This window comes from Vibrio sp. RE88 (genome assembly GCF_013113835.1).
In the GTDB taxonomy this organism is placed as follows: Bacteria; Pseudomonadota; Gammaproteobacteria; order Enterobacterales; family Vibrionaceae; genus Vibrio.
The window spans coordinates 32,165-57,304 of the sequence record NZ_VTYQ01000008.1 but is presented as its reverse complement, the minus strand read 5'-3'; the positions used below and the strand labels follow the sequence as shown (position 1 = coordinate 57,304).

Annotated in this window: 21 protein-coding genes; 9 read left to right on the top strand and 12 right to left on the bottom strand. The window is 48.9% G+C overall.

Annotated elements, in window-relative coordinates:
* Positions 1-9: 9 nt before the first annotated feature.
* The 6 genes from exbB to F0265_RS18430 form a co-directional block, all read right to left on the bottom strand.
* The gene (exbB, locus tag F0265_RS18455; protein WP_216607926.1) at positions 10-804 is read right to left on the bottom strand and encodes a tonB-system energizer ExbB; all 795 of its coding nucleotides are present in this window, start codon (positions 802-804) and stop codon (positions 10-12) included.
* 242 nt (positions 805-1,046) lie between these two features.
* On the bottom strand, positions 1,047-2,525 hold the full coding sequence (locus F0265_RS18450; protein ID WP_171749960.1) for a surface lipoprotein assembly modifier: 1,479 nt from the start codon (positions 2,523-2,525) through the stop codon (positions 1,047-1,049).
* 72 nt (positions 2,526-2,597) lie between these two features.
* Positions 2,598-3,299, bottom strand: a complete 702-nt coding sequence (locus F0265_RS18445; RefSeq protein WP_006957179.1) for a Slam-dependent surface lipoprotein — start codon at positions 3,297-3,299, stop codon at positions 2,598-2,600.
* A 156-nt stretch (positions 3,300-3,455) separates the two neighbouring features.
* Positions 3,456-6,548, bottom strand: coding sequence for a TonB-dependent receptor (locus tag F0265_RS18440; protein WP_171749959.1), 3,093 nt, complete (start codon positions 6,546-6,548; stop codon positions 3,456-3,458).
* A gap of 98 nt (positions 6,549-6,646) precedes the next feature.
* The gene (locus tag F0265_RS18435) at positions 6,647-7,591 is read right to left on the bottom strand and encodes a FecR domain-containing protein (protein ID WP_171749958.1); all 945 of its coding nucleotides are present in this window, start codon (positions 7,589-7,591) and stop codon (positions 6,647-6,649) included.
* A 2-nt stretch (positions 7,592-7,593) separates the two neighbouring features.
* A complete protein-coding gene (locus tag F0265_RS18430; RefSeq protein ID WP_019276592.1) occupies positions 7,594-8,112 on the bottom strand; it encodes a sigma-70 family RNA polymerase sigma factor in 519 nt (172 codons plus the stop codon).
* Between the two features lie 461 nt (positions 8,113-8,573).
* Between F0265_RS18430 and gmk the strand changes: the two genes are divergently transcribed.
* The 5 genes from gmk to recG all read left to right on the top strand — a co-directional run bounded on the left by gmk (position 8,574) and on the right by recG (position 14,708).
* Entirely contained in the window at positions 8,574-9,197 is a 624-nt protein-coding gene (gene gmk, locus F0265_RS18425) for a guanylate kinase (protein ID WP_045986825.1), read from the top strand.
* Positions 9,198-9,324: 127 nt separating this feature from the next.
* Entirely contained in the window at positions 9,325-9,597 is a 273-nt protein-coding gene (gene rpoZ, locus F0265_RS18420; protein ID WP_006957184.1) for a DNA-directed RNA polymerase subunit omega, read from the top strand.
* 40 nt (positions 9,598-9,637) lie between these two features.
* Complete coding sequence (gene spoT, locus F0265_RS18415) at positions 9,638-11,761, top strand: bifunctional GTP diphosphokinase/guanosine-3',5'-bis pyrophosphate 3'-pyrophosphohydrolase (protein WP_171349190.1); 2,124 nt, start codon at positions 9,638-9,640, stop codon at positions 11,759-11,761.
* 65 nt (positions 11,762-11,826) lie between these two features.
* Positions 11,827-12,510 (top strand): tRNA (guanosine(18)-2'-O)-methyltransferase TrmH, encoded by a 684-nt coding sequence (gene trmH, locus F0265_RS18410; RefSeq protein ID WP_171749957.1) that lies wholly within the window; start codon positions 11,827-11,829, stop codon positions 12,508-12,510.
* 119 nt (positions 12,511-12,629) lie between these two features.
* A complete protein-coding gene (recG, locus tag F0265_RS18405) occupies positions 12,630-14,708 on the top strand; it encodes an ATP-dependent DNA helicase RecG (protein ID WP_171749956.1) in 2,079 nt (692 codons plus the stop codon).
* 91 nt (positions 14,709-14,799) lie between these two features.
* On the opposite strand, the gene cysQ is transcribed toward recG, so the two are convergent.
* The 4 genes from cysQ to F0265_RS18385 form a co-directional block, all read right to left on the bottom strand.
* Positions 14,800-15,627, bottom strand: a complete 828-nt coding sequence (cysQ, locus tag F0265_RS18400; protein ID WP_171749955.1) for a 3'(2'),5'-bisphosphate nucleotidase CysQ — start codon at positions 15,625-15,627, stop codon at positions 14,800-14,802.
* Between the two features lie 26 nt (positions 15,628-15,653).
* Positions 15,654-16,202: an ADP compounds hydrolase NudE gene (gene nudE, locus F0265_RS18395; protein ID WP_006957191.1), complete on the bottom strand. Its 549-nt coding sequence runs from the start codon at positions 16,200-16,202 to the stop codon at positions 15,654-15,656.
* 131 nt (positions 16,203-16,333) lie between these two features.
* Positions 16,334-16,921 (bottom strand): Fe-S biogenesis protein NfuA, encoded by a 588-nt coding sequence (gene nfuA, locus F0265_RS18390; protein WP_006957194.1) that lies wholly within the window; start codon positions 16,919-16,921, stop codon positions 16,334-16,336.
* Positions 16,922-17,014: 93 nt separating this feature from the next.
* A complete protein-coding gene (locus tag F0265_RS18385; protein WP_171749954.1) occupies positions 17,015-17,719 on the bottom strand; it encodes a phosphoribosyltransferase family protein in 705 nt (234 codons plus the stop codon).
* Between the two features lie 58 nt (positions 17,720-17,777).
* Between F0265_RS18385 and bioH the strand changes: the two genes are divergently transcribed.
* The gene (gene bioH, locus F0265_RS18380; protein WP_171749953.1) at positions 17,778-18,575 is read left to right on the top strand and encodes a pimeloyl-ACP methyl ester esterase BioH; all 798 of its coding nucleotides are present in this window, start codon (positions 17,778-17,780) and stop codon (positions 18,573-18,575) included.
* Between the two features lie 109 nt (positions 18,576-18,684).
* Positions 18,685-19,155: a hypothetical protein gene (locus F0265_RS18375; protein WP_006957199.1), complete on the top strand. Its 471-nt coding sequence runs from the start codon at positions 18,685-18,687 to the stop codon at positions 19,153-19,155.
* Positions 19,156-19,228: 73 nt separating this feature from the next.
* Here the strand turns inward: F0265_RS18375 and F0265_RS18370 are convergent, their stop codons facing one another.
* Entirely contained in the window at positions 19,229-21,556 is a 2,328-nt protein-coding gene (locus tag F0265_RS18370) for a Tex family protein (protein WP_171749952.1), read from the bottom strand.
* A gap of 245 nt (positions 21,557-21,801) precedes the next feature.
* Here F0265_RS18370 and F0265_RS18365 point away from each other — a divergent pair, with 245 nt between their 5' ends.
* On the top strand, positions 21,802-23,682 hold the full coding sequence (locus F0265_RS18365) for a RimK/LysX family protein (protein ID WP_171749951.1): 1,881 nt from the start codon (positions 21,802-21,804) through the stop codon (positions 23,680-23,682).
* 36 nt (positions 23,683-23,718) lie between these two features.
* On the opposite strand, the gene greB is transcribed toward F0265_RS18365, so the two are convergent.
* Positions 23,719-24,195, bottom strand: a complete 477-nt coding sequence (gene greB / locus F0265_RS18360; protein ID WP_045986832.1) for a transcription elongation factor GreB — start codon at positions 24,193-24,195, stop codon at positions 23,719-23,721.
* A 183-nt stretch (positions 24,196-24,378) separates the two neighbouring features.
* Between greB and ompR the strand changes: the two genes are divergently transcribed.
* Positions 24,379-25,098 carry a two-component system response regulator OmpR gene (ompR, locus tag F0265_RS18355; RefSeq protein ID WP_006957204.1) on the top strand — a complete coding sequence of 240 codons (720 nt, stop codon included), beginning with the start codon at positions 24,379-24,381 and terminating at the stop codon, positions 25,096-25,098.
* Positions 25,099-25,140: the final 42 nt, after the last annotated feature.

Sequence of the window (25,140 nt, the reverse complement as noted above, 5' to 3'; positions counted from 1 at the left end):
ATGCTCCGCTCAGGCTGCTAACTTTTTTCCGTCGACAGAAACGGGCTCTCTATCGAGATCTCGGCTCACCAGTACCATCAGCGCTGCAGAGATATCCGCCATGAGCGCGCGATACTGACTGACGCCACGAGTAAAGTGGTTATAAAGCACCACAGCAGGAATCGCAGCCACCAAACCAATCGCTGTTGCCAGCAAAGCTTCCGCAATCCCCGGCGCCACGACCGCTAATGTGGTGTTTTGAGATTTAGCGATGCCGATAAAGGCGTTCATGATCCCCCAAACGGTGCCGAATAGACCGACAAAAGGGCCAACAGAACCAACCGTCGCCAGCACTCCGGTGCCTCCTACCATCGCACTGCTTAAACCAGCCTGAACACGTTCGAGCCTGAGCTGTAAGCGCTCTTTAATGCCATCTTCATTGTCTGCTCGAGCAGATAACGCCAGCTCTTTTTCTGTAGCTTCAATCAACGCCAGCCCAGCGCCTTCTGCACTGTCGCAGCGCAGCTTGCCTTCGACCAAGGTTTCAGAATCAAGCAATTCATTAAGAATATGACGCGCACGGCGACACGCTAGGTTTAACTGGATTTGCTTTGCGATACCAATCGCCCAAGTCACGCCTGAGGCCACCAGCAGTAAAATCATCACCGCTTTGACCACCCAGTCAGCCGATTGATACATGCCATAGGGAGACATGTCGTGTTGAGGAGTAGCGGCGACCAAATCCGGTGGCGACATGTTGTCGCTCACCGGCGCAGGAAGCGCAGAGATTTCAGCCTTCTCTGCGATGGTCGCACTTTCCTGCATAACGGGTTGTGACCCGATTTCTGACGTTGTTTCAGCCCAGCTGAATGGGGCCGCTAAAAAAAAGCAAATAATCAGTAGTGATCTGGATAAGCATTCCATTGTTTTACTCACATTCGGTTTATCTGTGCGCACTATGCCTAGCCAAACACGTGCACCTCTATCAGTAACACCGAACAACAATGAAAAATCCGTAAAAGTTTTTTCATTTATTTTTTAAATAAACAATAAGCCATTGATTATTTTCAGAATCTTTTTTCTAGTTTTATACTGTATTGATGCTGCTTGTAGCTGTATGCCCAATCAACATTACTCTTGGTCTGATTGGCTTTGACTTCGATGAGCGGTTTCAACCCGGCAAACAGCTCTGGCAAGGTCACCACTAAGGTATAATTTTGCTCAGTGTCATCACGCCGCTCACCGAGCACCGCATTGAAGCCCCCATAAATACGTTGCCGCAATGAAGCGAATAAGGTCACGTCAGTATTCAGCGATGTGAAGGTTTTATTCACGCCCAATCGACCTCCCCACAAATCGTACTCATGCACCGCCTGTCGGTTTTGTTTCAGCGTCCAGTCTACACCACCAAACACTAACCATTTGTCGGGTAACTGATGCCAATAAGTGCCAAAGACAGACCATTGCCAGTCGGATTGATAGCGAAAGGTCTGATTACGATAATCGAGATATTCCCCTTCCACTTCGAGTTTCATAGCAGAAGTCTGGCTAAGATTGGTAAACCAATCCGCCTTGAAGCCGCCCGAAGCAAACAGCGCCTGATTCGCTAAGGCGCGATATTCAAACTGCGGCGCAATACTGAGCTGATGTTTGGCGGTCTGATAGCTGTAGCCAAAGGTCACATTTAAGGTCTGCTCGTTATGTTCTTTGTGGTTCTGGTAATTGGTGCCATAAGCAAAGCTGCGTAGCTGCAAGCCATGATGACCACTCAGCGAAAAGCGTCGATTTAAACTGGCGTCGTAATCAATACCATAGGCAGATTTAACCTTCGGCGCACTACGCTCTAAAAAGCACTGACCATTGGTGAAATAGACCAGACATTCATAATGTTTCGAGGACAAATTCAGGTTGTCATTGTAGGTCGGCCCAAAGGAAAACGCGCCTTGCCAATCATCACGATACTCCAGTGCGCTAACGAAGCTTTCTACCGTATTCCGGACTCCCGCCGCTCTCGGGTTATCAGCAGGTAAGCGGCTGAGGATGTCATTAAACAACGACAAAGAAGCGCTGTTTTCTCTGTCTTCAAACCAGACGCGAGCTAACTCCAGCTCTGCGGGCAAAAAGTTTTCCTGCATCTCAAGCAATGTCGAGTAGTGCGTTTCTGCCCGATCATAATCACGCGCATTGCGTGCCAATGCCCCTGATGCATAGTGTGCCAACATAGGATCGAAATCCGCCAACGCCACATACCTTTGCAGCAGTCTCTCTGCCAAGGCCCACTGGCGCTGCCTGACCGCGACATGCAATGCCGGTCCAAGCTCATCAGCGGTGTTCGCTACACTCGATTCTGAGCCTGACGCCGACTGCTCGGCTAGGCGTTCTTTTTCCAACTCTTCTTCAATAAGAGCATTTTCGTTCTGACGGGAGGATAACGCGTCGCGTTGCTGGATACGTAAATCGGTATCCTGATCCGCGTAAGAGAAAGAGGAATAGCTGACGCTCACCATTAACAGTGAGCCAAGAATAAAGTTACGGTCGATTTTCATTGATGTATTTCAATCGGAGAAAAAATGGGAGCAAGTCACTTGCTCCCCAAAAGAGAAAGACAAAAACGAAAATTAGTTTTTGCTACCACCGAAGGCAGTATCTAGCGTGCTGTCGCCAGCAAACTTAGCAAAGCCAGCTAGGAAAGCGGCATCGGCGCCAAAGAAGTGGCCCTGAGAGTGACCGATAGACATGCCATTCGCCACTGCGGTTCCAGAGAATTCCGCGGTAGAAGCATTAATAGCGTTGTTGTACAGATTGATCGACAGATTGCTGTTTGAAAGAGCGCCATTAAGTGTTTGAGCACCAAAATCCGCCGTGAACTGACCGCTTAGCGTTGCACCATTATTGATACCAGCGACTGTGTAGGTAGCTGAGCCAGATGTAGGTACGGTTGTGCCTGTGTCATCGCCCACGTAGTAAACTGCGCGATCCACAGCCTGACCGTTTTCAGTGCCTGAAGACCATTCACCAAACCAGATATCTTGACCAGCAACCTGAGAGAAAACGTATTTAGAGTTGTTGTGGTCACTGCCAGAGGTATACACATCTCCATTTTGGCTGGCAAAGACGGTTAGGCCGTCAAAGTCGACTTTTTTACCACCTGTGCTACCGATACCTGCTTTACCTTTAGAGTGGATAAATGGAACCCAGACTTCAGATTCACCCACCTGACGCTGCGAACCGTCACTGATGGCACCATCAAAACCAGCATGTGCCAGTGAGCTTAGGCCAAGCATGGCCGCTGAAATCCATGAAAGTTGTACGATTTTCATTATTCAATCCTTAATAGGCTATATGTTGTCATCTGCTGCCCAGACGTTTTTATCCGCTGTCTTTAGCAGCTTCATTCAATACACCGGATGAAACAGAGGAACCCGTAAATAAGCATGAAAAAAACCGCAGTCTTAGCTGCGGCTTTTTGATTGAAGTTAGAATCGGCTGGTCAGTTTGACGCTGATGGTTCGACCCGGTGCTGGAATCCCAGTTACGGCTCCAGGCTCGAGGTAGTACATGTCGGTTAGGTTACTGCCCCGCACTTCAAATTGAAGATGTTCGTTATAGGCGTAACCGATATACGCATCCACAGTAGTCACATGATCGCGTTTAACATAGTCTTCTGAATGGCTTTCTGACGCATAATAGGTGCGAGTTCCGGCAATCAGCTTCTTGTTAAAGAATCGTGCCCCAAAATGAACACTACCACTGATTTCAGGGGGGACTTTATTGGCAAGGTAGCTGGTATTGCTAAAGCCACCACGTCGGCATTGCTTATACTCCGCAGAGCCAGTGCTGGCAATGTCCGCCATAAAACGCTGCGTGGCTGCACTTTCATCACATACTTCATATTCAAGATTGTAGGCAACGGATAAATCACCAAAGTAATCGCCATTGTCATAATCCAGCTGCAATTCTAAGCCACTGGTACTCAATTTCTCTAAGTTAGTAAAGCTGGTTGTATTTAGTGACGTATTCCTGTCCATCACATCTTCAATCACCTGATCAAAGTAGGTCAGTTTGATATTGGCGTGATCGAAGTAATAGACATAGCCCAGCTCCCAGAGTTTGGAACGTTCAGGCGCCAGAGGGGATGACACCGATGGCACTGCCGAAAAACCAACCGTACTTTCAAACATACTAGGAAAGCGCAATGATTCGGCGTAGCGAATATAACTGCGGCTGTCTTCGGTCATTAACCAGGTCAGAGATGCAGATGGCATCCAACCGCTGTCACTTGATTCGGTATTGGTGTAAGTGCTGGTTGAAGAGGCGCTAATGGATTGTGCGGAACAACTGCCCGCAATATAGTTAGGATCGTTGGCAGCGGTAATACAGCCATTATCTGATGCACTGTAGTTATTCTGGCCATCATGGCGCCATTCTGACTCAATATCTTCCACATAGGATGTGTGTGTGGCAGCGTCAGCGACTCCCTGAGCTACTAGCGCATCCTGCTCAACAATTTTGGCATCTAACTGTGTCTGCACAATGGGAATAAGAAAAGGAGGGACATCGTTTAACGCCTGCCTCAAATTTGCAATTTCTTCGTTTAATCTGGTATCCGCATTTCGGATGCCACTTTCAATACCAGATAAATACTCCGCACGATTCGCATCAGTAATCGGCACATTCATTTGATAAGAAAGCTTGTAGCCTTCACTGCCATACTGAGATAACGCTTGAGTGTCACCCGCTGCCAAGCGATTTTTGACATAGTTATCGACGGTTTTGTAGTAGCCATAACGAATACCAGCGTTAAAGATCAATGACTCTGTCGCCCGCCATTCAATATTGGCACTGCCATTGTATTCCGTTCGCTCCCCCGCTCGCGCTTGCTCAAACTCCTCAATCACAGCGTTCAAGTCACCTTTAGGTGCCAGCTCATGGAATTGGTAGTTACCAGAGAGAGTGAAATCAACATCGTTACCAAGCAGCATTTTGTTGCTGACACTCAAGCCATAGCGATCTTCTTCAGAGTTTATGCGTGCTGTGTTTTTAATAATTGTCGAGCCATCTGTCAGGCTGTTGGGGGAACCGGATCCCGAATTTGAACTAACATCGGACAAAGTCATCCACAGGTTAGATTTAAAATCGATATAGGGATTATCTGGCTTGGAACTTAGTTTAAGATTGTAGGCTTGCAGTCTGGTCTCATTTAACGGCCATTGAGCCACACCTGATAAGTACCTTGCTTCAGCACGGCTTGCAAGGATTTCACCGTGGGTACTCTTGGTGTAGCGAGCCCCCACCTCAACCTTAGTATCGTAGTTTAGGTTAAAGGCGAATTTGCCTAGAAATGATTCCATTTTAGAAGAAGTATTCGGTACCTCTTCACCGGGGTGATAGACCAAGGCTAAGTGCTCCGGGCGAATCACTGTCTGGCGCCCTCCTAATTCTTCTCCTTCCGCCAAAGGCTGTCGGTAAAATCCAGCGTCATTCTTGCCTGAAAAGTAGTTACCTCGACTGCGATAAGCATAAGCCGCCAACCACTCCACTTTTGGCCCAATACCCGAAACAGCCAATCGGTAAGCCGTATCTTCACCATTTAACGGATTATCATCCTGACGCTGATCAGGATTAATAACCAAAGCAGGGTCGTTGTACAACAGATCACTTGCAGGATTATCGAGGTTAGCATATTCCGGAATGGTGCTAACATCTTGTCCTGTATATAACCTCGGCTCTTCTGGTGCAGTTGAATTGCTGCTGCTTTCGGCAATGAACTCCATGCCAAACGTCTCGCCGGGTTGCACGATATCTCGTGGAGACAAGGTCGTGATTTCAACCGCTCCCCCCACTGAGGTGTTCACGTCTGGATTGATTTGCGCGCCTTTATGTACCGTCATGCCGCCAATCAGGTTAGGGTCGAGAAAACTCCGGTTAGATGCCCCGCGATAACCATTATTCACCGTAATCGCCTGCTCAGTACCGTCAATAATCACAGGGACTCGTCCCGGTCCCTGAATGCCGCGAATGTTCGGGTCAATACCACCGCCATTGCGCGCATCGCCACTGTGCACGTTGGCCATCCCTTTAAAGATGTCCGAAGCGTCCGCCCCTTTGAAGCGCTCAAGTTCTTCCTTGCCACGGTATTCCGTTGCGGCGTCTTTGTCATAGACATTGGCTTCACCAGCTTCATCGCGGCTAATGCCACCGTCAAGGCTGGTCCCGACCTGAATCGCATCCAGCGACCATTCATCGCCACCGTCAACCAAATACGAACCATCAAGCTGCTTTTGCGCACTGAGCCCGGCATCCGCGAGTAAAACAATAAACGCGTCGTCCGGTTGATAATCTCCCTGCAAACCTAAGCTGTACTGGCCCTGACTCAGGCTGGCATCAATCGAATACTCAATACCCGCCTGAAGCGCAAACTGATTGAGTACGCCATCTAAATCACCGGCGGGAATATTGAAACTCTGTGCCTGAGCAGACAACGCCACAATGGGCAATACCAGACCAGCCAAGCCGAGCTGGGTACGGATGGCCGTCGACAACAGGTTAGAGGTGAAAGGAGACTGCACGTTTATGTCCTTATTCGCTGGGTTAACTAGTGACTACACCGAGCGAAGGAGTCAAAGCCTCAATCAATAAGAGAAAAATTATGCAAGTTGTCAGTAATTCACGCTCTTTTGCTAGCAATACTGACCCAAAAGCGAGTACGGAAGTGCACTTCAATCGGCAAGATCTGACGCAGATTTTCCAGTGTTTGGTCGGTATCGCGAATCGAGTACACACCGGAGATACGCAACGCTGATAGCTCAGGGGACACCTTGATCACGCCGCGGCGATAACGGGACAGCTCAGCAATAAACTCCGGTAACGGCGTATCGTGGGCGAGGATTTTTTCTTCTAACCACAACGCATCCGTGGCGAGCAAGCTCTGTTTTCGGCCTTGATGGTAAGCGCTAAACTCGCTTTTCTCCCCAGCGAGCAGGTGCTGGCCTTGTGCCTGTTGCTGAGACTTCGCGATGACTTCGCCTTCGAACACACTGACCCGCGTCTGTTCAGGTTCGAGACGAACACTGAACTTAGTCCCAATCGGCGTCACGCTGCCCTGTGGAGTGATGACATGGAAAGGCGTCAGGTGATGGCCAGTGGTGACCATAATTTCACCTTCCATCAGGCGGATAATTCTTTGATGTTGATTGAAATCGACACGCATGCGACTGGCGGTATTAAGTACGACCACGGTGCCATCCGACAGCTTTATCGGCTTGATTTCTCCAGTGGCGGAGGCGTATTCCGTTTCACCTTGTGGCATGGCTGCATCACTGGAAAGCACTAAACTCATGGTGGCTAGAGAAACGCCGCCCCAAATCAATACTTGCCTGCGTGATACGCGTTGACGATAGGTCCCTAACACCTTGCTACCCGACTGTGGATCCGGCAGGGAGGTAAATTTTTGCTGTAACGACTCCATTTGCCGCCAAGCATAATCATTATCTGGATGACGAGTGCGCCAAAGATGAAATGCACGCTTATCCTGCTCTGTCACATCGTCCGACCACATCCGTGCCATCCACAATGACGCCTGTTCAATTGATTTGCGAGATACGCGCTCCATGTTCAGTAATAACCTTCCATGGCAGCCAACATGCAACCTTGCAACGCTTTGGCGACGTATTTCTCCACTGAAGAAACCGACACGTCGAGACGCTGAGCGATTTCCTTGTAACTCAAGCCTTCCATCTGCCTGAGGATCAAAGCCTGACGGACCTTAAATGGCAATTTGTGCAACATGGCATCAATCTCCACCAGCACTTCAACCATCATGGTTTGAGTTTCCGGCGATGACGCCACGTCTTCGGGCTGTTGTTCAAGCAGCTCTAAATAGGCGGTTTCAATCCGGCGGCGGCGATAGAGGTCAATCACTAAGCCTTTGGCAATGTGCGTCAGGTAGCGACGTGAATCTTTACGCTCGGGCAATTTGCCGCTGACAAGAAGGCGCAAATACGTGTCTTGGACCAGATCGGCACTGACTTGAGGGCAACTCAATCTCCGCTGAATAAACAACGAAAGCCAGCCATGATGCTCTCGATACATGCTGTCCACTTCGTTGATATCCACAGGGCTGATGGCCGTCATAATTTGCCACTCCTTTCTTTTGGTTGCATAAGATCGCAAATGAAAATAATTATCATTAAAATTTATTCATAAGCAACGATTATCGAAAAAAAGTGTGCTATAGAAATTCAATCTATTGTCTAAATCATAAATAAATCAGTTAATTATGTTCAAAAATTAGACAAAAAAGAATTTAACCGCACATCAACTCATTTAAAAGGCTGATTGGTAAGGAGAAATTGAAATCAGTCAGGGTCATTCAATTGAGAATTTCGGAGGAGGAAAAAGCGCCGATCATCTGCATTTAAAAAGCGGCAACTCTCCATTCAAATGCTTGTGAAGATCCTTAGGATCATGCTACTCTTCGCCTCCATTTTTCTGACCTAATTTTCACCACTTCGGTGATCCTTCAAGGTCGGTGCTATCTTTAACATGTCGGCTTTCCAAGTCGGCAAGATCAAACCAAACGTGGAATTGTACCTATGGGCAAAGGCACTCTTTATATCGTATCTGCACCAAGCGGCGCGGGTAAATCGAGCTTGATTTCAGCCATGCTGGAAACCAATCCGACTTACGCAATGAAAGTGTCTGTATCGCACACGACACGTGGTATGCGCCCGGGTGAACAAGATGGTGTCCACTACCATTTTGTCCAGAAAGAGTACTTCGAAGAGCTGATCGGCCAAGGAGCTTTCCTTGAGTACGCCGAAGTGTTTGGTAACTACTACGGCACTTCACGTCCGTGGATTGAAGAGAATCTCGATAAAGGTATCGATGTCTTCCTTGATATCGACTGGCAAGGTGCTCGTCAGATCCGCGAACAGATGCCTCAGGCACAAAGCATCTTTATTCTGCCACCATCAAATGGTGAGCTAGAGCGACGCCTTAATGCACGCGGTCAAGATAGCGAAGCCGTAATTGCTAAGCGCATGGCCGAAGCAAAATCAGAAATTTCACACTACAACGAATACGACTATGTGATCGTCAATGACGATTTCGATAGCGCACTGATGGACTTTAAAGCCATCATCCGTGCAGAAAGATTGAAGCAAGATAAGCAAGCTGCTAAATATAAAGGCATGCTTGACGCGCTTTTAGCAGAATAAACTGGCTTGTTAACAAGCTGTTTATCAAGAAATACTGTCTCTGCCTACTCTGATCTAGACACTGGGAACACTGAGACTGTATAATTTCTCGTCATACAAAATTTTAGTTAACTAATTTGGAGTCCTCATGGCACGCGTAACTGTTCAAGACGCTGTTGAAAAAGTTGGCAACCGTTTCGACCTAGTTCTCATTGCGGCTCGCCGCGCTCGTCAAATGCAAACTGGCGGTAAAGATTCACTAGTGCCAGAAGAGAATGATAAGGCAACGGTTATCGCTCTACGCGAAATCGAAGAAGGCCTGATCACTAAAGAAATCCTAGATGCTCGTGAGCGTCAGGAACAGCAGGAACAAGAAGCAGCAGAACTAGCAGCCGTAAGCAGCATTGCTCACAGTCGTTAATCTGACTTCCTTCTCATCAACTATCTTCCGGGCCTAAAGTTTGTATCTATTCGATAGCCTAAAAGACGTTGCCCAAGAATACCTATCAGAGCCTCAAGTTGAGGCTCTGCGTCAATCTTATGTGGTAGCGAAAGATGCCCATGAAGGGCAGACCCGCTCAAGCGGTGAACCTTATATCATCCACCCTGTTGCTGTAGCTCGTATCTTGGCGGAAATGCGCCTTGATATTGAAACGCTGCAAGCCGCCCTTCTTCACGATGTGATTGAAGATACTGAAGTCACCAAAGAAGAGTTAGAAACTCAATTTGGTACTACAGTGGCCGAACTGGTCGATGGTGTATCTAAGCTGGATAAGCTTAAATTTCGAGATCGCAAAGAAGCTCAGGCTGAGAACTTCCGCAAAATGGTCCTTGCCATGGTGCAAGACATTCGCGTTATTCTGATCAAACTGGCTGACCGTACGCACAACATGCGCACTTTGGGTGCTTTACGTGCTGACAAAAAGCGTCGCATCGCCCGTGAAACGCTGGAAATCTATTCTCCACTCGCTCACCGTCTTGGTATCCACAACATCAAAACCGAACTTGAAGAGTTAGGTTTCGAAGCCCTGTACCCGAACCGCTATCGCGTTCTGAAAGAAGTGGTGCGATCGGCGCGTGGTAACCGTAAAGAGATGATTCAGCGTATCCATACCGAAATTGAAGGCCGTCTTGAAGACGTTGGCCTGAAAGCTCGTGTATTTGGTCGTGAGAAGAACCTGTTCTCCATCTACAACAAGATGAAGACTAAAGAGCAGCGTTTCCACACCATCATGGATATCTACGCTTTCCGTGTTGTGGTTGAAGATGCCGATACCTGTTATCGCGTACTGGGTCAGGTCCACAGCCTGTACAAGCCACGCCCGGGCCGTATGAAAGATTACATTGCGGTACCAAAAGCGAACGGCTACCAGTCTATCCACACGTCAATGGTTGGCCCACACGGTGTGCCGGTTGAAGTGCAGATCCGTACCGAAGATATGGATCAAATGGCAGACAAAGGTGTCGCTGCACACTGGTCTTATAAAGGTAGTGGTGATCGCACCGGTACAACAGCACAGGTCAAAGCTCAGCGCTGGATGCAAAGCCTGCTTGAGCTGCAACAGAGCGCGGGTAACTCTTTCGAATTTATCGAAAATGTTAAGTCTGACCTCTTCCCTGATGAGATTTACGTCTTCACACCGAAAGGACGCATTGTCGAACTGCCTGTTGGCGCAACTGCGGTTGATTTTGCTTATGCGGTACACACTGATGTGGGTAATACCTGTGTGGGTGCACGTGTTGACCGTAACCCGTATCCACTCAGCAAAGCGCTTAAAAACGGACAGACGATCGAAATCATCAGTGCGCCTGGCGCACGTCCAAATGCCGCTTGGCTGAACTATGTAGTGACTTCTCGTGCGCGCACTAAGATCCGTCAGGTTCTGAAAACCATGCGCCGTGAAGAGTCAGTGACGCTAGGTCGTCGCCTGCTTAACCATGCACTTGGTGATCTGTCTCTGTCTGATATCGACGAAGAGAACATCAATCATGTCCTTTCTGAGCTGAAAGTCGACAGCGTGGAAGACCTGCTGGCGGATATCGGCTTGGGTGAGCTGATGAGTATTGTTATTGCTCGTCGCTTACTGGGTGATGTCGATGAGCTAACCGAAGTAGCCAGCAGCGATAGCAATAAGCCGAAGAAGAAACTGCCAATCCGTGGAGCGGAAGGGCTGCTTCTGACCTTCGCCAACTGTTGTCACCCGATTCCAGACGATCACATCATTGCGCACGTTTCACCGGGTCGCGGCCTAGTGGTACACCGTGAAACTTGTCCAAACGTACGCGGTTATCAGAAAGAACCGGATAAGTACATGGCAGTGGAATGGTCTGAAGACTACGATCAAGAGTTCATTACTGAACTGAATGTCGATGTACAGAACCGTCAGGGTGCTCTGGCTGAATTGACCAATGTAATTTCCCAAACAGGGTCGAATATTCATGGTCTTTCCACAGAAGAAAAAGATGGCCGCCTGTACACAGTGACCGTACTTCTGACAACAAAAGATCGTGTCCACCTCGCTGGAATCATGCGGAAAATCAAAGCGATGCCACACACATTGAAAGTGCGACGTCGTAAAAACTAATCTCTTTTCTCGAAGAAAAATGCCCTTGAAATGACCGTTTCAAGGGCTTTTGTTTTACTGCCATTATGAACTTAGAACGCTACAACCGAATCCAACAAGTCCTTAAGTCCCGTCAGGCTGACCTGACTTTCTGTCTTGAGGAAGTCCATAAGCCCAACAACGTATCTGCGGTGATCAGAACTGCCGATGCGACAGGCATCCACAAGATCCATGCCGTGTGGCCGAATGATATGCGCACTCTTAGCCATACCTCTGCCGGTGCCCGTAACTGGGTTGAAGTGGAAACCCACGACTCTATCGACAAAGCGGTTACCGAGCTGAAAGATCAGGGCATGCAGATATTGGTCACCAATCTGTCTGACACTGCGGTCGACTTTCGTGAGATCGACTACACCAAGCCGACGGCCATTATTCTTGGTAGCGAGAAAATTGGCGCTTCCGAAGAGGCCAAGCAACTGGCGGATCAAGACATCATCATCCCGATGATTGGCATGGTGCAGTCGCTCAATGTCTCCGTTGCCAGCGCGGTTATCATGTACGAGGCTCAGCGCCAACGCCAAGCGGCCGGTATGTACGACAATCAGGTCAGCAACTTACCGCAAGAAACCATTCATCGCATTCTGTTTGAGCGTGGCCACCCTGTTTTAGCTAAAGTCGCCAAGCGCAAAGGCTTAGCTTACCCACCACTCGACGAACAAGGCCAGATTGTCGCGGACGAAGCATGGTGGCAGGAAATGCAGAAGAAATAATCCCATCGCTTAGCGTCATGCAAGGCGCGCCATTTTCTCCTGTACAAAAACACAGCTCGGTGGTTAACTATTAGGGTAATCGCCTATGTAACTTACTGAATAACTTACCGAGCTTTGTTATGTCCCAATTGCTATCTGCTGTTCCTCTCACTTCTCTGACTGGCGTTGGTGCCAAAGTCGCGGAAAAGCTGGCAAAAGTCGGGCTCAATTCAGTACAAGATCTGCTTTTCCACTTACCGCTTCGTTACGAAGATCGCACACGCATTTACCCTATCGTCAAACTGCATGCTGGATTATGGGCCGCAGTACAAGGGAAAGTGATGAGCGCCGATACCTTGTTTGGCAAACGCAAAATGCTGACGGTAAAAATCAGTGATGGCAATGGCACCATTACACTGCGCTTTTTCAATTTCACCGCTGCAATGAAGAATAATTTTGCCGAAGGTAAAACCGTTCACGCCTATGGTGAAGTCAAACGCGGCAGCTTCGGGTTAGAAATCGTCCATCCGGATTACAAATTTTATGCCCCCAATCAGCCTGCAGAAGTGGAGCAGAACCTGACGCCGGTTTACCCGACCACAGACGGCTTGCGCCAAATCACCTTACGCAATCTGACCGATCAAGCATTAGCCTTGATTGACAAAGCCGCGGTCCAAGAGCTTTTACCCGCTGGTCTGTATAACCAGCAAGTTTCGCTCGCTCAGGCGCTGCACACCATTCACCGTCCGACACCAGATATTGATTTGCAGGCATTTGATGAGGGTAAACACCCAGCGCAAATACGCCTGATTATGGAAGAGCTGCTGGCTCAGAATCTCTCCATGCTTTCCGTCCGTAGCAAAGGTCAGCAAGATGTTGCTCTGCCGCTGGCTGAACGTAACCAACTTAAACAGCAATTACTCGATCAATTACCGTTTACCCCAACCAAAGCACAATCACGCGTTGTCGCCGAAATTGAGCAAGACCTTGAGAAGCCTCACCCGATGATGCGTCTGGTTCAAGGGGATGTCGGTTCCGGTAAAACCTTAGTCGCGGCATTAGCAGCGCTACGAGCTCTGGAGCATGGTTACCAAGTGGCGTTAATGGCGCCGACTGAACTGCTGGCCGAGCAGCACGCGATCAACTTTGCTCAGTGGCTGGAACCGATGGGCATAAACGTTGGCTGGCTTGCAGGTAAGTTAAAAGGTAAAGCCAAAGAAGCCGAGCTAGCGAAAATTGCCAGTGGCGAAGCACAAATGGTGGTCGGTACCCATGCTCTGTTTCAGGAGCACGTCGCCTTTCATCATCTTGCGTTGGTCATCATTGATGAGCAACACAGGTTCGGTGTCCACCAGCGCCTTGAACTGAGAGAGAAAGGCGAAAAGCAAGGCGCTTTTCCTCATCAATTGATCATGACGGCGACACCGATTCCGCGCACACTGGCGATGACTGCTTATGCCGATCTCGAGACCTCCGTCATTGATGAACTACCACCGGGCCGAACACCAATTCAGACCGTCGCCATCCCGGATACCAAGCGAGATGATATTGTCGAACGTGTTCGCAACGCCTGCCTCAATGAAGGGAAGCAGGCCTATTGGGTGTGTACCCTGATTGATGAGTCAGAAGTTTTAGAAGCTCAAGCTGCTGCTGATACCGCTGAAGAGCTACAAAGAAAACTGCCTGACGTTAAAATAGGCTTAGTGCATGGCCGAATGAAACCGGCGGAGAAGCAGTCGGTCATGCAGGACTTTAAAGACAACAAGCTGCACCTATTGGTCGCGACGACCGTAATCGAAGTGGGTGTGGACGTCCCTAACTCAAGCTTAATGATCATTGAAAACCCAGAGCGATTGGGACTGGCTCAGCTGCACCAGCTGCGCGGTCGAGTGGGTCGAGGCAGCGTCGCCAGCCATTGTGTGCTGCTCTACCATTCTCCATTGTCTAAAACCGCACAAAAGCGTTTAGGCGTGCTTCGTGAGAGCAATGATGGCTTTGTCATTGCGCAGCGCGATTTGGAAATTCGCGGCCCCGGAGAACTACTGGGGACCAAGCAGACCGGAATGGCTGACTTTAAGATTGCCGATTTAATCCGGGATCAGCATTTAATCCCTGAAGTGCAGCGTGTCGCACGTCATATTCATGATAACTTCCCAGACAATGCAGCCGCGATTATCGACCGCTGGCTGGGAGACCGAGACATGTATTCGAAGGCATAGTAAGAAACGTGGAAAGGGTTGGTACACAATGACCAACCCTTTTTATTTGCAGAGTGAGAGTATAAGCAGAGCCACAAGCGCTTTAGCTTAGCTAATCTTTCACCTGAAGGATCTCGTCCCAAGGTAGCCGTTCATCGCCAAGAACAATGAAGTTAGGGTTTTCCAAGGTTTCACGCTCATTATAAGACAGAGGCTCAAGCTGAGTACTGAGGATCCGGCCGCCCGCCTCTTCGACGATACACTGAGTCGCCGCAGTGTCCCACTCCCCAGTCGGCCCAAGACGTAGGTAGCAATCCACCGCGCCTTCCGCCACTAAGCACGCTTTAAGCGCCGCAGAGCCCAATGGCACCAAATCATAATTCCAACCACTGCTCATGCGACTGGTAATACGATTGATGTCTTGGCGACGGCTGATCGCAATCGCAATCGGATGCGCCTGACCATCATGGTTGTGGGTCTTAATCCGCACACTTTCGTCCATGTCTGGGATTTTCCATGCCCCTTTGTCTTTGTAGGCATAATACGTCACGCCAGACACTGGGCCATGCACCACCCCCATGACTGGTTGGTGATTCTCAACCAATGCGATGATAGTTGCGAAATCGCCACTACGGGCAATAAACTCCTGTGTCCCATCTAACGGGTCCACCAACCAATAGCGGCTCCATTGCGAGCGCTTATCAAGGCTGATATCAGCGGCTTCTTCCGATAACACGGGAATATCCGGCGTCAGATCGGACAACTTTTCCATGATCAGTTTATGTGCCGCGATGTCCGCACTGGTCACCGGTGTTTCATCACTTTTGGTGTAGGCTTGGTATTCTTTCTTCTCGTAAATATCGAGAATTAACTGGCCTGCCGAGCGGGCAATATCAATCACGGCAGGCAAATGGTGGGAAAGGTCTTCTGTCATTGGCATAGTCAATCCTTCACGCTCTACATTGATTATGGTTTTAATATACGTAGAGCAAGCATTAGCGCGGTAATACTGCGCGCCTCACAAAAATCGAGGTGAGTCAGAAGCTCTTCTGCCTGGGCAAGTGGCCAGCGAATTACTTCCAAAGGTTCAGGTTCATCCCCTTCTAACTGTTCTGAGTATAGATCCTCTGCGATAAACAGGGTCATTTTGCTCGAGAAATAAGAAGGCGCGAGCACTACATCTTTCAATGGTGTCAGCTTGTTGGTCCCGAAGCCGATTTCTTCTTTCAGCTCTCTGTCGGCGGCTTCTGCTGGCGACTCTCCAGCATCGATCAACCCTTTAGGAAAGCCGAGTTCATAACGTTCGGTACCTGCGGCATATTCGCGAACCAGCAATATATCTCCCTCTGCAGTTACTGGCACCATCATCACCGCGTTACGACCACTCGGTTTCATGCGTTCGTAGGTGCGTTCGACACCATTGCTAAAGCGTAAATCAAGCGCTTCAACGGCAAACAATTTGGATTGAGCTACAGTTTGTTTTGCCAGAATTTCTGGTGGGTTCCGTTTAGCCACTTGCTTACTCCTTAGCCGTAGAGGAAGTCTTTAATATATGAGAAAACTGTCATGTTTGAAAACAAAAAAGGGCTGACTTTTTCGTCAACCCCTTGTATTGCATATGGTTAAATCTGTTATTTAGCCAGTTATCAGTAGTAAGAGTGCTCACCACGGTCATGCTCAGTCGCATCGCGAACTGCGCTCAACTCGCCTTCAAACTGTTGCAGCAGTTCTTTCTCGATGCCTTCTTTTAGTGTCACATCAACCATAGAACAACCGTTACAACCACCGCCAAAGGCAACAATCGCGATACCGTCTTCAGTGATTTCTACCAGATTGACGTGACCGCCGTGCCCTGCTAGTTGAGGGTTTACCTGAGTTTGAATCACGTATTCAACACGCTCAACCAATGGTGCGTCGTCAGACACTTTACGCATTTTCGCGTTTGGCGCTTTCAGCGTCAGCTGAGAACCCATTTTGTCTGTCACGAAGTCGATTTCCGCGTCTTCAAGGAATGGCAAGCTCAGCTCGTCAACGTAAGCAGAGAAACCTTCATACTTGATCTCAGTATCTGTAGCTTCAATCGCTTCAGTTGGGCAGTAAGAAACGCCACATTCTGCATTTTGCGTCCCCGGATTCACAACGAATACGCGGATGTTTGTCCCTTCTGGCTGTTGGCTCAAAAGGTTAGCAAAGTGTTTCTGGGCATTTTCAGTAATAGTAATAGGATTTGACACGACGAATACCTGAGTAAATTTGTAGGCTATTTAAGCACCATTTTACTCCTGATTTCCGCAAGATCTAGCGTTTTAGATCAAATCAGCGCCACTTTAGCGGTTAGAAGGTTCAGGAGTGCGGCAAATGCAGTAAATATCAATGGTTTTCACTCCAGCATCAAGCAATAATTTGCATAATTGATGCACGGTACTGCCCGTAGTTAACACATCATCGACAATAGCGACATGCTCGGAATTTACCGATTTTCTTAGGCGAAAAGCCTGACGAACGTTCTCCTTGCGCTGCTTTTTATCCATACCTTGTTGCCTTTCCGTTGCACGCATTTTTGCAAACAGAGCCTCACACGGCACATCCAGTTCTCGACCAATTTGCCACGCCAGATGCTGACTTTGGTTGTAGCCACGATAACAGTAACGACGCCAGTGCAAGGGGACAAAAGTAATCAGGTCCGGTCGAGTGTCGATGCGTGGCACCAACAGCAAAGACAAGGTTTTAGCCTGCCAGTACTGGCCTTCGTACTTGAGTCGGTGAACGTAACTCGATAGCGGTGGTTGATAGTCTCCAACACAATACAAGTACGCCCACAGTGGCGGGGCAACTAAACATTGCCCGCACATTTCGACAGATTCAGGGGTCGCCAAGCCACATCGTCTGCAGCGAGGAACTGGCGCAAAACGTCGCTGACAGAAACAGCAGAGCAAGGGATGCGCCGCTTGCGTTCCGATCGCCATCTGGCACAAATCACAATGACTGGGCAACAGGTAGGCTGTGTGTTTCTTAATCCAATCGGTTAACATGGCGCTCAATATCTGAGAACTAGATAATTAACTTACCGCTTTAAATCAGGTGTAAAGGATGGAAAACGTGGCACAGAATGAGATCAAACCAACAACGCCATATTGGCAGTCAACAGGTCAAGGTGACGATTTGGTCTTAGTTCATGGGTGGGGAATGAATGGTGCTGTCTGGCATCAGGCCGTTGAGCAGTTAAGCCAGCATTTTCGCGTGCACGTCGTTGATCTACCGGGGTTTGGCCACAGCCATCAATTACACTTCGAAACGATGGAAGAGCTCGCCCAACAGGTTCTACACCACGCACCAGACAATGCGATTTGGCTCGGCTGGTCTTTGGGTGGCTTGGTGGCTACACATATCGCGATTAATCACCCAGAGCGTATAACCAAGCTAATCACCGTTGCTAGCTCACCTAAGTTTTCAGCAGAAAAGCGCTGGCGCGGCATACAACCTCAAGTTCTGAGTGCGTTCACCGAGCAACTAGTAGATGATTTTCGCGTCACCATTGAGCGCTTTATGGCGTTGCAAGCAATGGGCAGCCCTTCTGCCCGCCAAGACGTCAAAACCCTCAAACAGGCGGTCCTGTCTCGCCCAGAGCCAAACCCTCAGTCCCTGCTCACTGGCCTACAGTTGCTTGCCGATGTGGATTATCGTCAGGCGCTACCCGATGTCTCAGTGCCCACCCTGCGTTTATACGGACGCTTGGATGGGCTAGTGCCAGCCAAAGTCGCAACTGACGTCGACACGCTGATGCCGGCCAGTGAAAGTTATATGTTTGGCGCTTCATCGCACGCACCATTCATGACCGAATTTAATGAGTTTTGTCAGCAAGTTATCCGCTTTTCGGCTGACAAATGAAAATTATTTTATCCAATACGCTAAAATTTTGACTATAGAGGCCGATAAATAAGCGAGCCAAGAAAACGCTGTTTTATTGCATTTTCTGGCTGGGCGTGAGGAGGTTAAAATGCTCGTATCACCTACGAACGTAAGTGTACCGCTGATCGCCCCATCGGTTAATGTGCAAACGGAGCAGGCAGCCAGAGACAATAAAGTCCGCGAGCCCGTCACTCCCACTGTGGCATTAACCAAAAGTAACGCTGAACGTAAAGTCAAAGCCGATGATAAAAGGCGACGACAATCCTCTTGGGATCCGGCTGAGCACCCGAGCTATGAAGCCAGTGAACAGGAAGAAGTTAAAGCCACTTATCAGGAAGATCCCAAAGATACGCTCGAACGGATTTTCCAGCTGATTGCTCTGGACAGCTACAGCGAAGATCAGGGCAAGGGCTACGCAATGCGCTTTCGGTTACCAAGGCACATAATCGATGCGGCGATAACTGAAGGCAAAATGGCCAAGCGCAGAACTGTGATTAAGTTTCACTACGGTGATGCGGTTGCACCCAATACACCTTCAGATGTAATTGCGGTGTTGTAGTACCTAAGCATAATGATTAGGAAATACCGAAAAAAATCCCCGCTATTGCGGGGATTTGTATTTCTAGCCGAGACTATTTCTTGGCTTTCGCAAATGCAGCGGCAAATGCCCCGCCCATTGCGCCATTTGCTGGCTCTTCACGACGACGTTGGCCACCTTTGTTGCCTTGGCTCTGACGTTGTTGACCACGTGGAGCAGAAGAACGCTGAGAGCGGTTATCTTGACCCGACTCATCATTAAGACGCATAGACAGACCAATACGCTTACGCTGAATATCCACTTCCATCACTTTGACTTTAACGATATCACCCGCCTTCACGACTTCTCTAGGATCAGAGACAAATCGATCAGTTAAAGCCGAAATATGCACTAAGCCATCCTGATGGACGCCAATATCAACGAAAGCGCCAAAGTTCGCCACATTGGATACCACGCCTTCCAACACCATGCCCGGTTCGAGATCCGACACTTCATTTACGCCATCGGCGAACGTTGCGGTTTTGAATTCAGGGCGAGGGTCACGTCCCGGTTTGTCCAACTCTTTGATGATGTCGCTGACTGTCGGAACACCAAAATTGTCATCGGTGTAATCCACGGCATGTAAGCCACGTAGGAACTGAGTATCACCAATCAAGGCGCGAACGTCTTTGCTGTTTTTCTCCGCGATGGCTTTCACCACAGGATACGCTTCTGGGTGAACCGATGACGCATCCAGCGGGTTCTTACCATCCATAATACGGAGGAACCCGGCACACTGTTCAAAGGCTTTTGGACCAAGGCGGGCGACTTTCTTCAGTGTGGTACGTGCTTCAAAGCGGCCATTCTCATCACGGTAGTCAACAATGTTCTGCGCAATGGTGCTCGACAGCCCCGCCACTCGCGTTAACAACGCAGGAGACGCCGTATTCACATCGACACCGACGGCGTTTACACAGTCCTCGACAACCGCGTCCAGACGCTTAGCCAGCATCGATTGGCTAACGTCGTGTTGATACTGACCAACACCAATCGATTTAGGGTCGATTTTCACCAGCTCTGCCAGTGGGTCTTGCAGACGACGAGCAATCGACACCGCGCCACGCAGTGACACGTCCAAACCCGGGAACTCTTTGGCAGCCAGCTCAGACGCCGAATAAACGGACGCGCCCGCTTCACTGACCATAATCTTCTGCACTTTGAGGTTATTGCGCTTAATCAGATCAGCGACAAAGCTGTCAGTTTCACGCGAAGCCGTGCCGTTACCAATGGCGATCAGGTCGACATTGAACTGCTGTACCAGCTTCGCCACCACCTGTGCCGATTTGTCATACTGTTTTTGCGGTGGATGAGGGTAAATGATTTCCGTTGCTAACACTTTACCTGTTGAATCCACCACCGCGATTTTCGACCCTGTTCTCAAGCCCGGATCGAGACCTAACGTGGCTCGCGGACCTGCTGGAGCCGCCATCAACAAATCTTTCAGGTTTGTCGCAAACACTTCAATCGCTTCGATTTCAGCACGCTCTTTCATCGCTCCCATCAGCTCAGTTTCCATGTGCATCGACACCTTGATGCGCCACGCCCAACTGATCACTTGCTTACGCCACACATCCGCTGGGGCTTGGCTAAGGGAAATACCATAGTGATCTGCAATGATGGTTTCGCAATACGACTGGCGAGCACCCTCTTCTTGCTCTGGGTCAGCATTCATCACCAATGTTAAGAAGCCTTCATTGCGGCCGCGCAACATAGCCAGCGCACGGTGTGATGGCACCTTGCTCAAGGCTTCGTTGTGCTCAAAGTAATCTTTGAATTTTTCGCCTTCACGCTCTTTGCCATCCACAACGCGAGCCACCAGCTCAGCGTTACGGTTAAGGTGTGTACGAATTTTTTCCAGCAGGTTGGCATCTTCAGCAATACGTTCCATCACAATGGCACGCGCGCCATCAAGCGCCGCTTTGGTGTCTGCAACACCTTTGTCTGCATCAATGTATTGAGCTGCTGCTTGCTCCGGCTCCGTCTGTGGTTCGTTCCACAATTTGTCTGCCAGCGGTTCCAAACCAGCTTCAATCGCAATCTGGCCTTTGGTGCGGCGCTTAGGTTTGTACGGCAGATACAAGTCTTCAAGGCGAGTTTTACTGTCCGCCTGATGGATTTCAGTTTCGAGCTCAGTCGTTAGTTTGCCCTGCTCCTGAATGGATTTCAGAATCGTCTGACGACGATCATCCAGTTCACGCAGGTAAGAGAGACGGCTGTCGAGATTACGCAATTGGGTATCGTCCAGACCACCTGTCACTTCTTTTCGATAGCGGGCGATGAATGGCACCGTGTTGCCATCATCGATCAGATTAACAGCAGCGGTAACTTGCTCAGTACGAACACTCAGTTCTTGAGCAATCATTTGACAGATAGCTTGGCTCATCCGTTGATTCTCTTAATTCTATAATGTGAAGGAGTTGGTCTGTTCTAGACATTGGGGCAAATCATGGATTTTGCAATGTTTTAAATCTTGCCCGGAAAAAATCACCGCCTCCTGATAGACGCGGTGCACATTTGTGTCAAAACTGCAGTCGCAATTGAAATATATTCATTATATTTAAGTAAGTTATACCTTTTCGAGTTACTTAATAACTATCGATACTTTGATTTAGTTTGGGAAATTATTGCATGAAGAAGCTCTCTTTGATTCTGACTTTGACAGGCGCCCTAATGACAGCCCCACAAGCTTGGTCTGAGACCCTTTCCGCCACCACACAAAATCCAGCCTATCAGGTGGACAACGAACTGATTCTGGGCCGCATCGAAAACGTCTACTACAACGATATTCCAGAGCTCAAAGGCGTACCCTTTATGGGCAAGATCGATACAGGCGCCGATACCACCTCGATTCATGCTGAAAACATTCACCTCACCAGCACGCATCCAGACTTTAAAGATTTGACCGACAATGACCTGCTATGGGCGGTGGTCAACGATCGGCGTGAAAACAAGCTGAAGAGAAATACAGAAACCTACTTGTCTTATCAGGTCACTATTTCCTTTACCATTCGCCACCCGTATACCGGGGAAGACATCAATATCAAAGATGATCTTGAACGCATCAGCATCATCCGCAGCCGCACCAGCGAAAAGCCGATTCTTCGCCCAGCGGTAAGAATGCCACTGACGATCGGTGGCCATACCGTGGACGCTATGATTAACCTCACCAAACGCAGCCAGTTCTCGTCACCCATCCTGATTGGTAAAACCTTTCTTGAAGATAACGCTTGGGTGATGGCAGGTTATGATTACCTGCAAGAGCAACCTCGTGCTCAAGTTATCGGTAAAAAAGAAACCGTAGAAGTTGACGGCATGCCCTATAAGGTCAGTGTTGCAACCACCAGTCGTTACTCCAACGCCCATGCTTTGGATGTGAAAATCGACAAAAAGGCTCAATCAGTCTCGTTCAAGTTGGAAGATGATAAGGGCGAGCGTAAAGCCATGACTCTGCCATTGATCCGTATCTTGAACACCAGCAATGGTGAACGGCCGCTGGTTTACCTACCCGTCAAGCTCAACCAAAACCACACTCAGCATTGGCTGGTCTATTTGCGTGACCGTAGCCATTTAAGCAGTCAGATCAGCCTTGGACGAGATGTCGCCAGCGAACATTTTGTTATCGATACCGATAAGGAAAACCTGCTCAAAAAAGCCGATACCAGTTTCAAGACCGCCCTCAAGTCTGAGCCATTGGTGATCTCTCCCAAAGAGACCATCACCATAGATCATGAGTTCAGTATTCCTGCGCAGCCTAGTTTTATCGTTAAAACGCCACTGCTGAGAGTCAAAGAGTTTGAGCTCAGTAAGAAAAACGGTAAGGAACAGGTCAGCTTCACGCTCGAAGACAGCCAAGGTAAAGTCAAAACGGTGACCAAACCTGTCCTGCGTAAACTCAAAGTCGGCAAATCCGTTCGTCCGGTTGTAGAAGGCTTATTCGAGTTAGGTGACAAGAAAAAAGAGCTCGAGTTTGCGATCGATAAGCTTGGCAAAAGCGACACTAAGCCTTTCTTTGTCATGGGCCACAGCATGGCGAAAAGCGGTGTGCTACTCAACACCCGTACAGAGGACCTGCTCAGCCCGAGCCCGCTATTCAAAGCGGGTCACATTGAAGTGGTGCAAGTGGAAGATCTGGCTTTTCCGGTCAAGCTCGACACGGGAGCAGATGTCAGCTCCATCAATGCCAAGAACATCAAGCAATATCAGAAAGATGGCAAAGATATGGTGACGTTCACCTACGAAAATGACATCGGGATGAAACAGGAATTCACTCGAGAAGTAGTCGATGTGATGCGCATTAAAGCCAAGAAAGGGGAAAAAGCCAATGTCCGGCCCGTGGTCGAAATGCGAGTCAGACTGGGAGAGTTGGATAAGATCATTCGCGTCAACCTGCAAGACAGAGGGCGATTCCACTACAGCATGATTCTGGGCAAGAACTTCCTCAAATACGGTGCGATTGTCAGCAGTGATAAGGACTACATCATTACTGAAAAACCGGACTACGAAAAATAAAAGACAAGTGCCGCGCTGCCCAGCGCGGCACCATTTTCAACCGGTATAACAAATACTGTTCACAAACCACTCTTTCTCACCTTCCGGCGTTTTGACGCTGAATTCGTCATCCACTTCTTTCTTTAGCAGGGCACGCGCCATTGGCGAATCAATCGAGATGTAGTCTTTGGCGCCGCCATAGATTTCATCGGGGCCAACAATGCGAAACTTTTTCACTTCTCCGGCTTCATTTTCCACTTCAACCCATGCACCAAAAAACACTTTCCCTTCCTGCTGCGGAGCGTAATCGACCACTTTAACCTGCTCAAGACGCTTGCGCAGATAACGCACACGACGATCAATTTCACGCAGACGCTTCTTATTGTATTGGTAATCCGCATTCTCTGAGCGATCACCTAAACTCGCTGCCCACGTCACTTTTTTGGTCACTTCCGGGCGATCTTCTTTCCATAAAAAATCGAGCTCTTTTTTAAGTCGGTCAAAGCCTTCGCGTGTGATTAGGTTTGTTTTCATATTTCTGACGCTAGTGAATTGAATATGGCGTATACATTAGCTAAAAAGGACTTAAAAAGGTAATAATCGTTAACAATTCTTTGCGCCACTTTCATCAGAACAATGTTACATTCTGATTCGTGAAAAAGGGCTGCACCTCAGCTCTGTCAAAGCGCTAGCTTATTTAATAGGTGGAATCATTAGATGCAAGAAAATCACAAGATCTTAGTCGTTGATGACGATGCACGTTTGCGTGCATTGCTGGAGCGTTACTTGTCTGAACAGGGATTCCAAGTACGTAGTGTTGCTAACAGTGAGCAGATGGACCGCCTGTTAACCCGTGAAAATTTCCACCTGATGGTACTGGATTTAATGCTGCCAGGTGAAGATGGCTTGTCGATTTGCCGTCGCCTGCGTAATGCCAACAGCACCTTACCGATCCTGATGCTCACCGCAAAAGGTGACGAAATTGACCGAATTGTTGGTCTGGAAGTGGGCGCAGACGACTATCTGCCAAAACCATTTAACCCACGTGAGCTACTGGCACGCATCAAGGCTGTACTGCGCCGTCAGACGACTGAACTGCCGGGCGCACCAAGTTCAGAAGAATCCGTGGTCGAATTCGGTGAGTTCAGCCTGAACTTAGGGACACGTGAAATGTTCCGCGGCGACGAGGCCATGCCGCTAACCTCGGGCGAATTTGCTGTCCTTAAGGCGCTAGTCACCAATGCCCGCGAGCCGATGTCACGTGACAAACTGATGAATATGGCCCGTGGCCGTGAGTATTCCGCGATGGAACGTTCCATTGACGTACAGATTTCACGCCTGCGCCGCATGCTGGAAGTTGACCCAAGTAAACCTCGCTATATTCAAACTGTGTGGGGCTTAGGTTACGTATTCGTGCCAGACGGCAAAGAAGCGTAATTGCTCACCCGATGAGAGTGCGAGACTATGTCTCGCACTTTT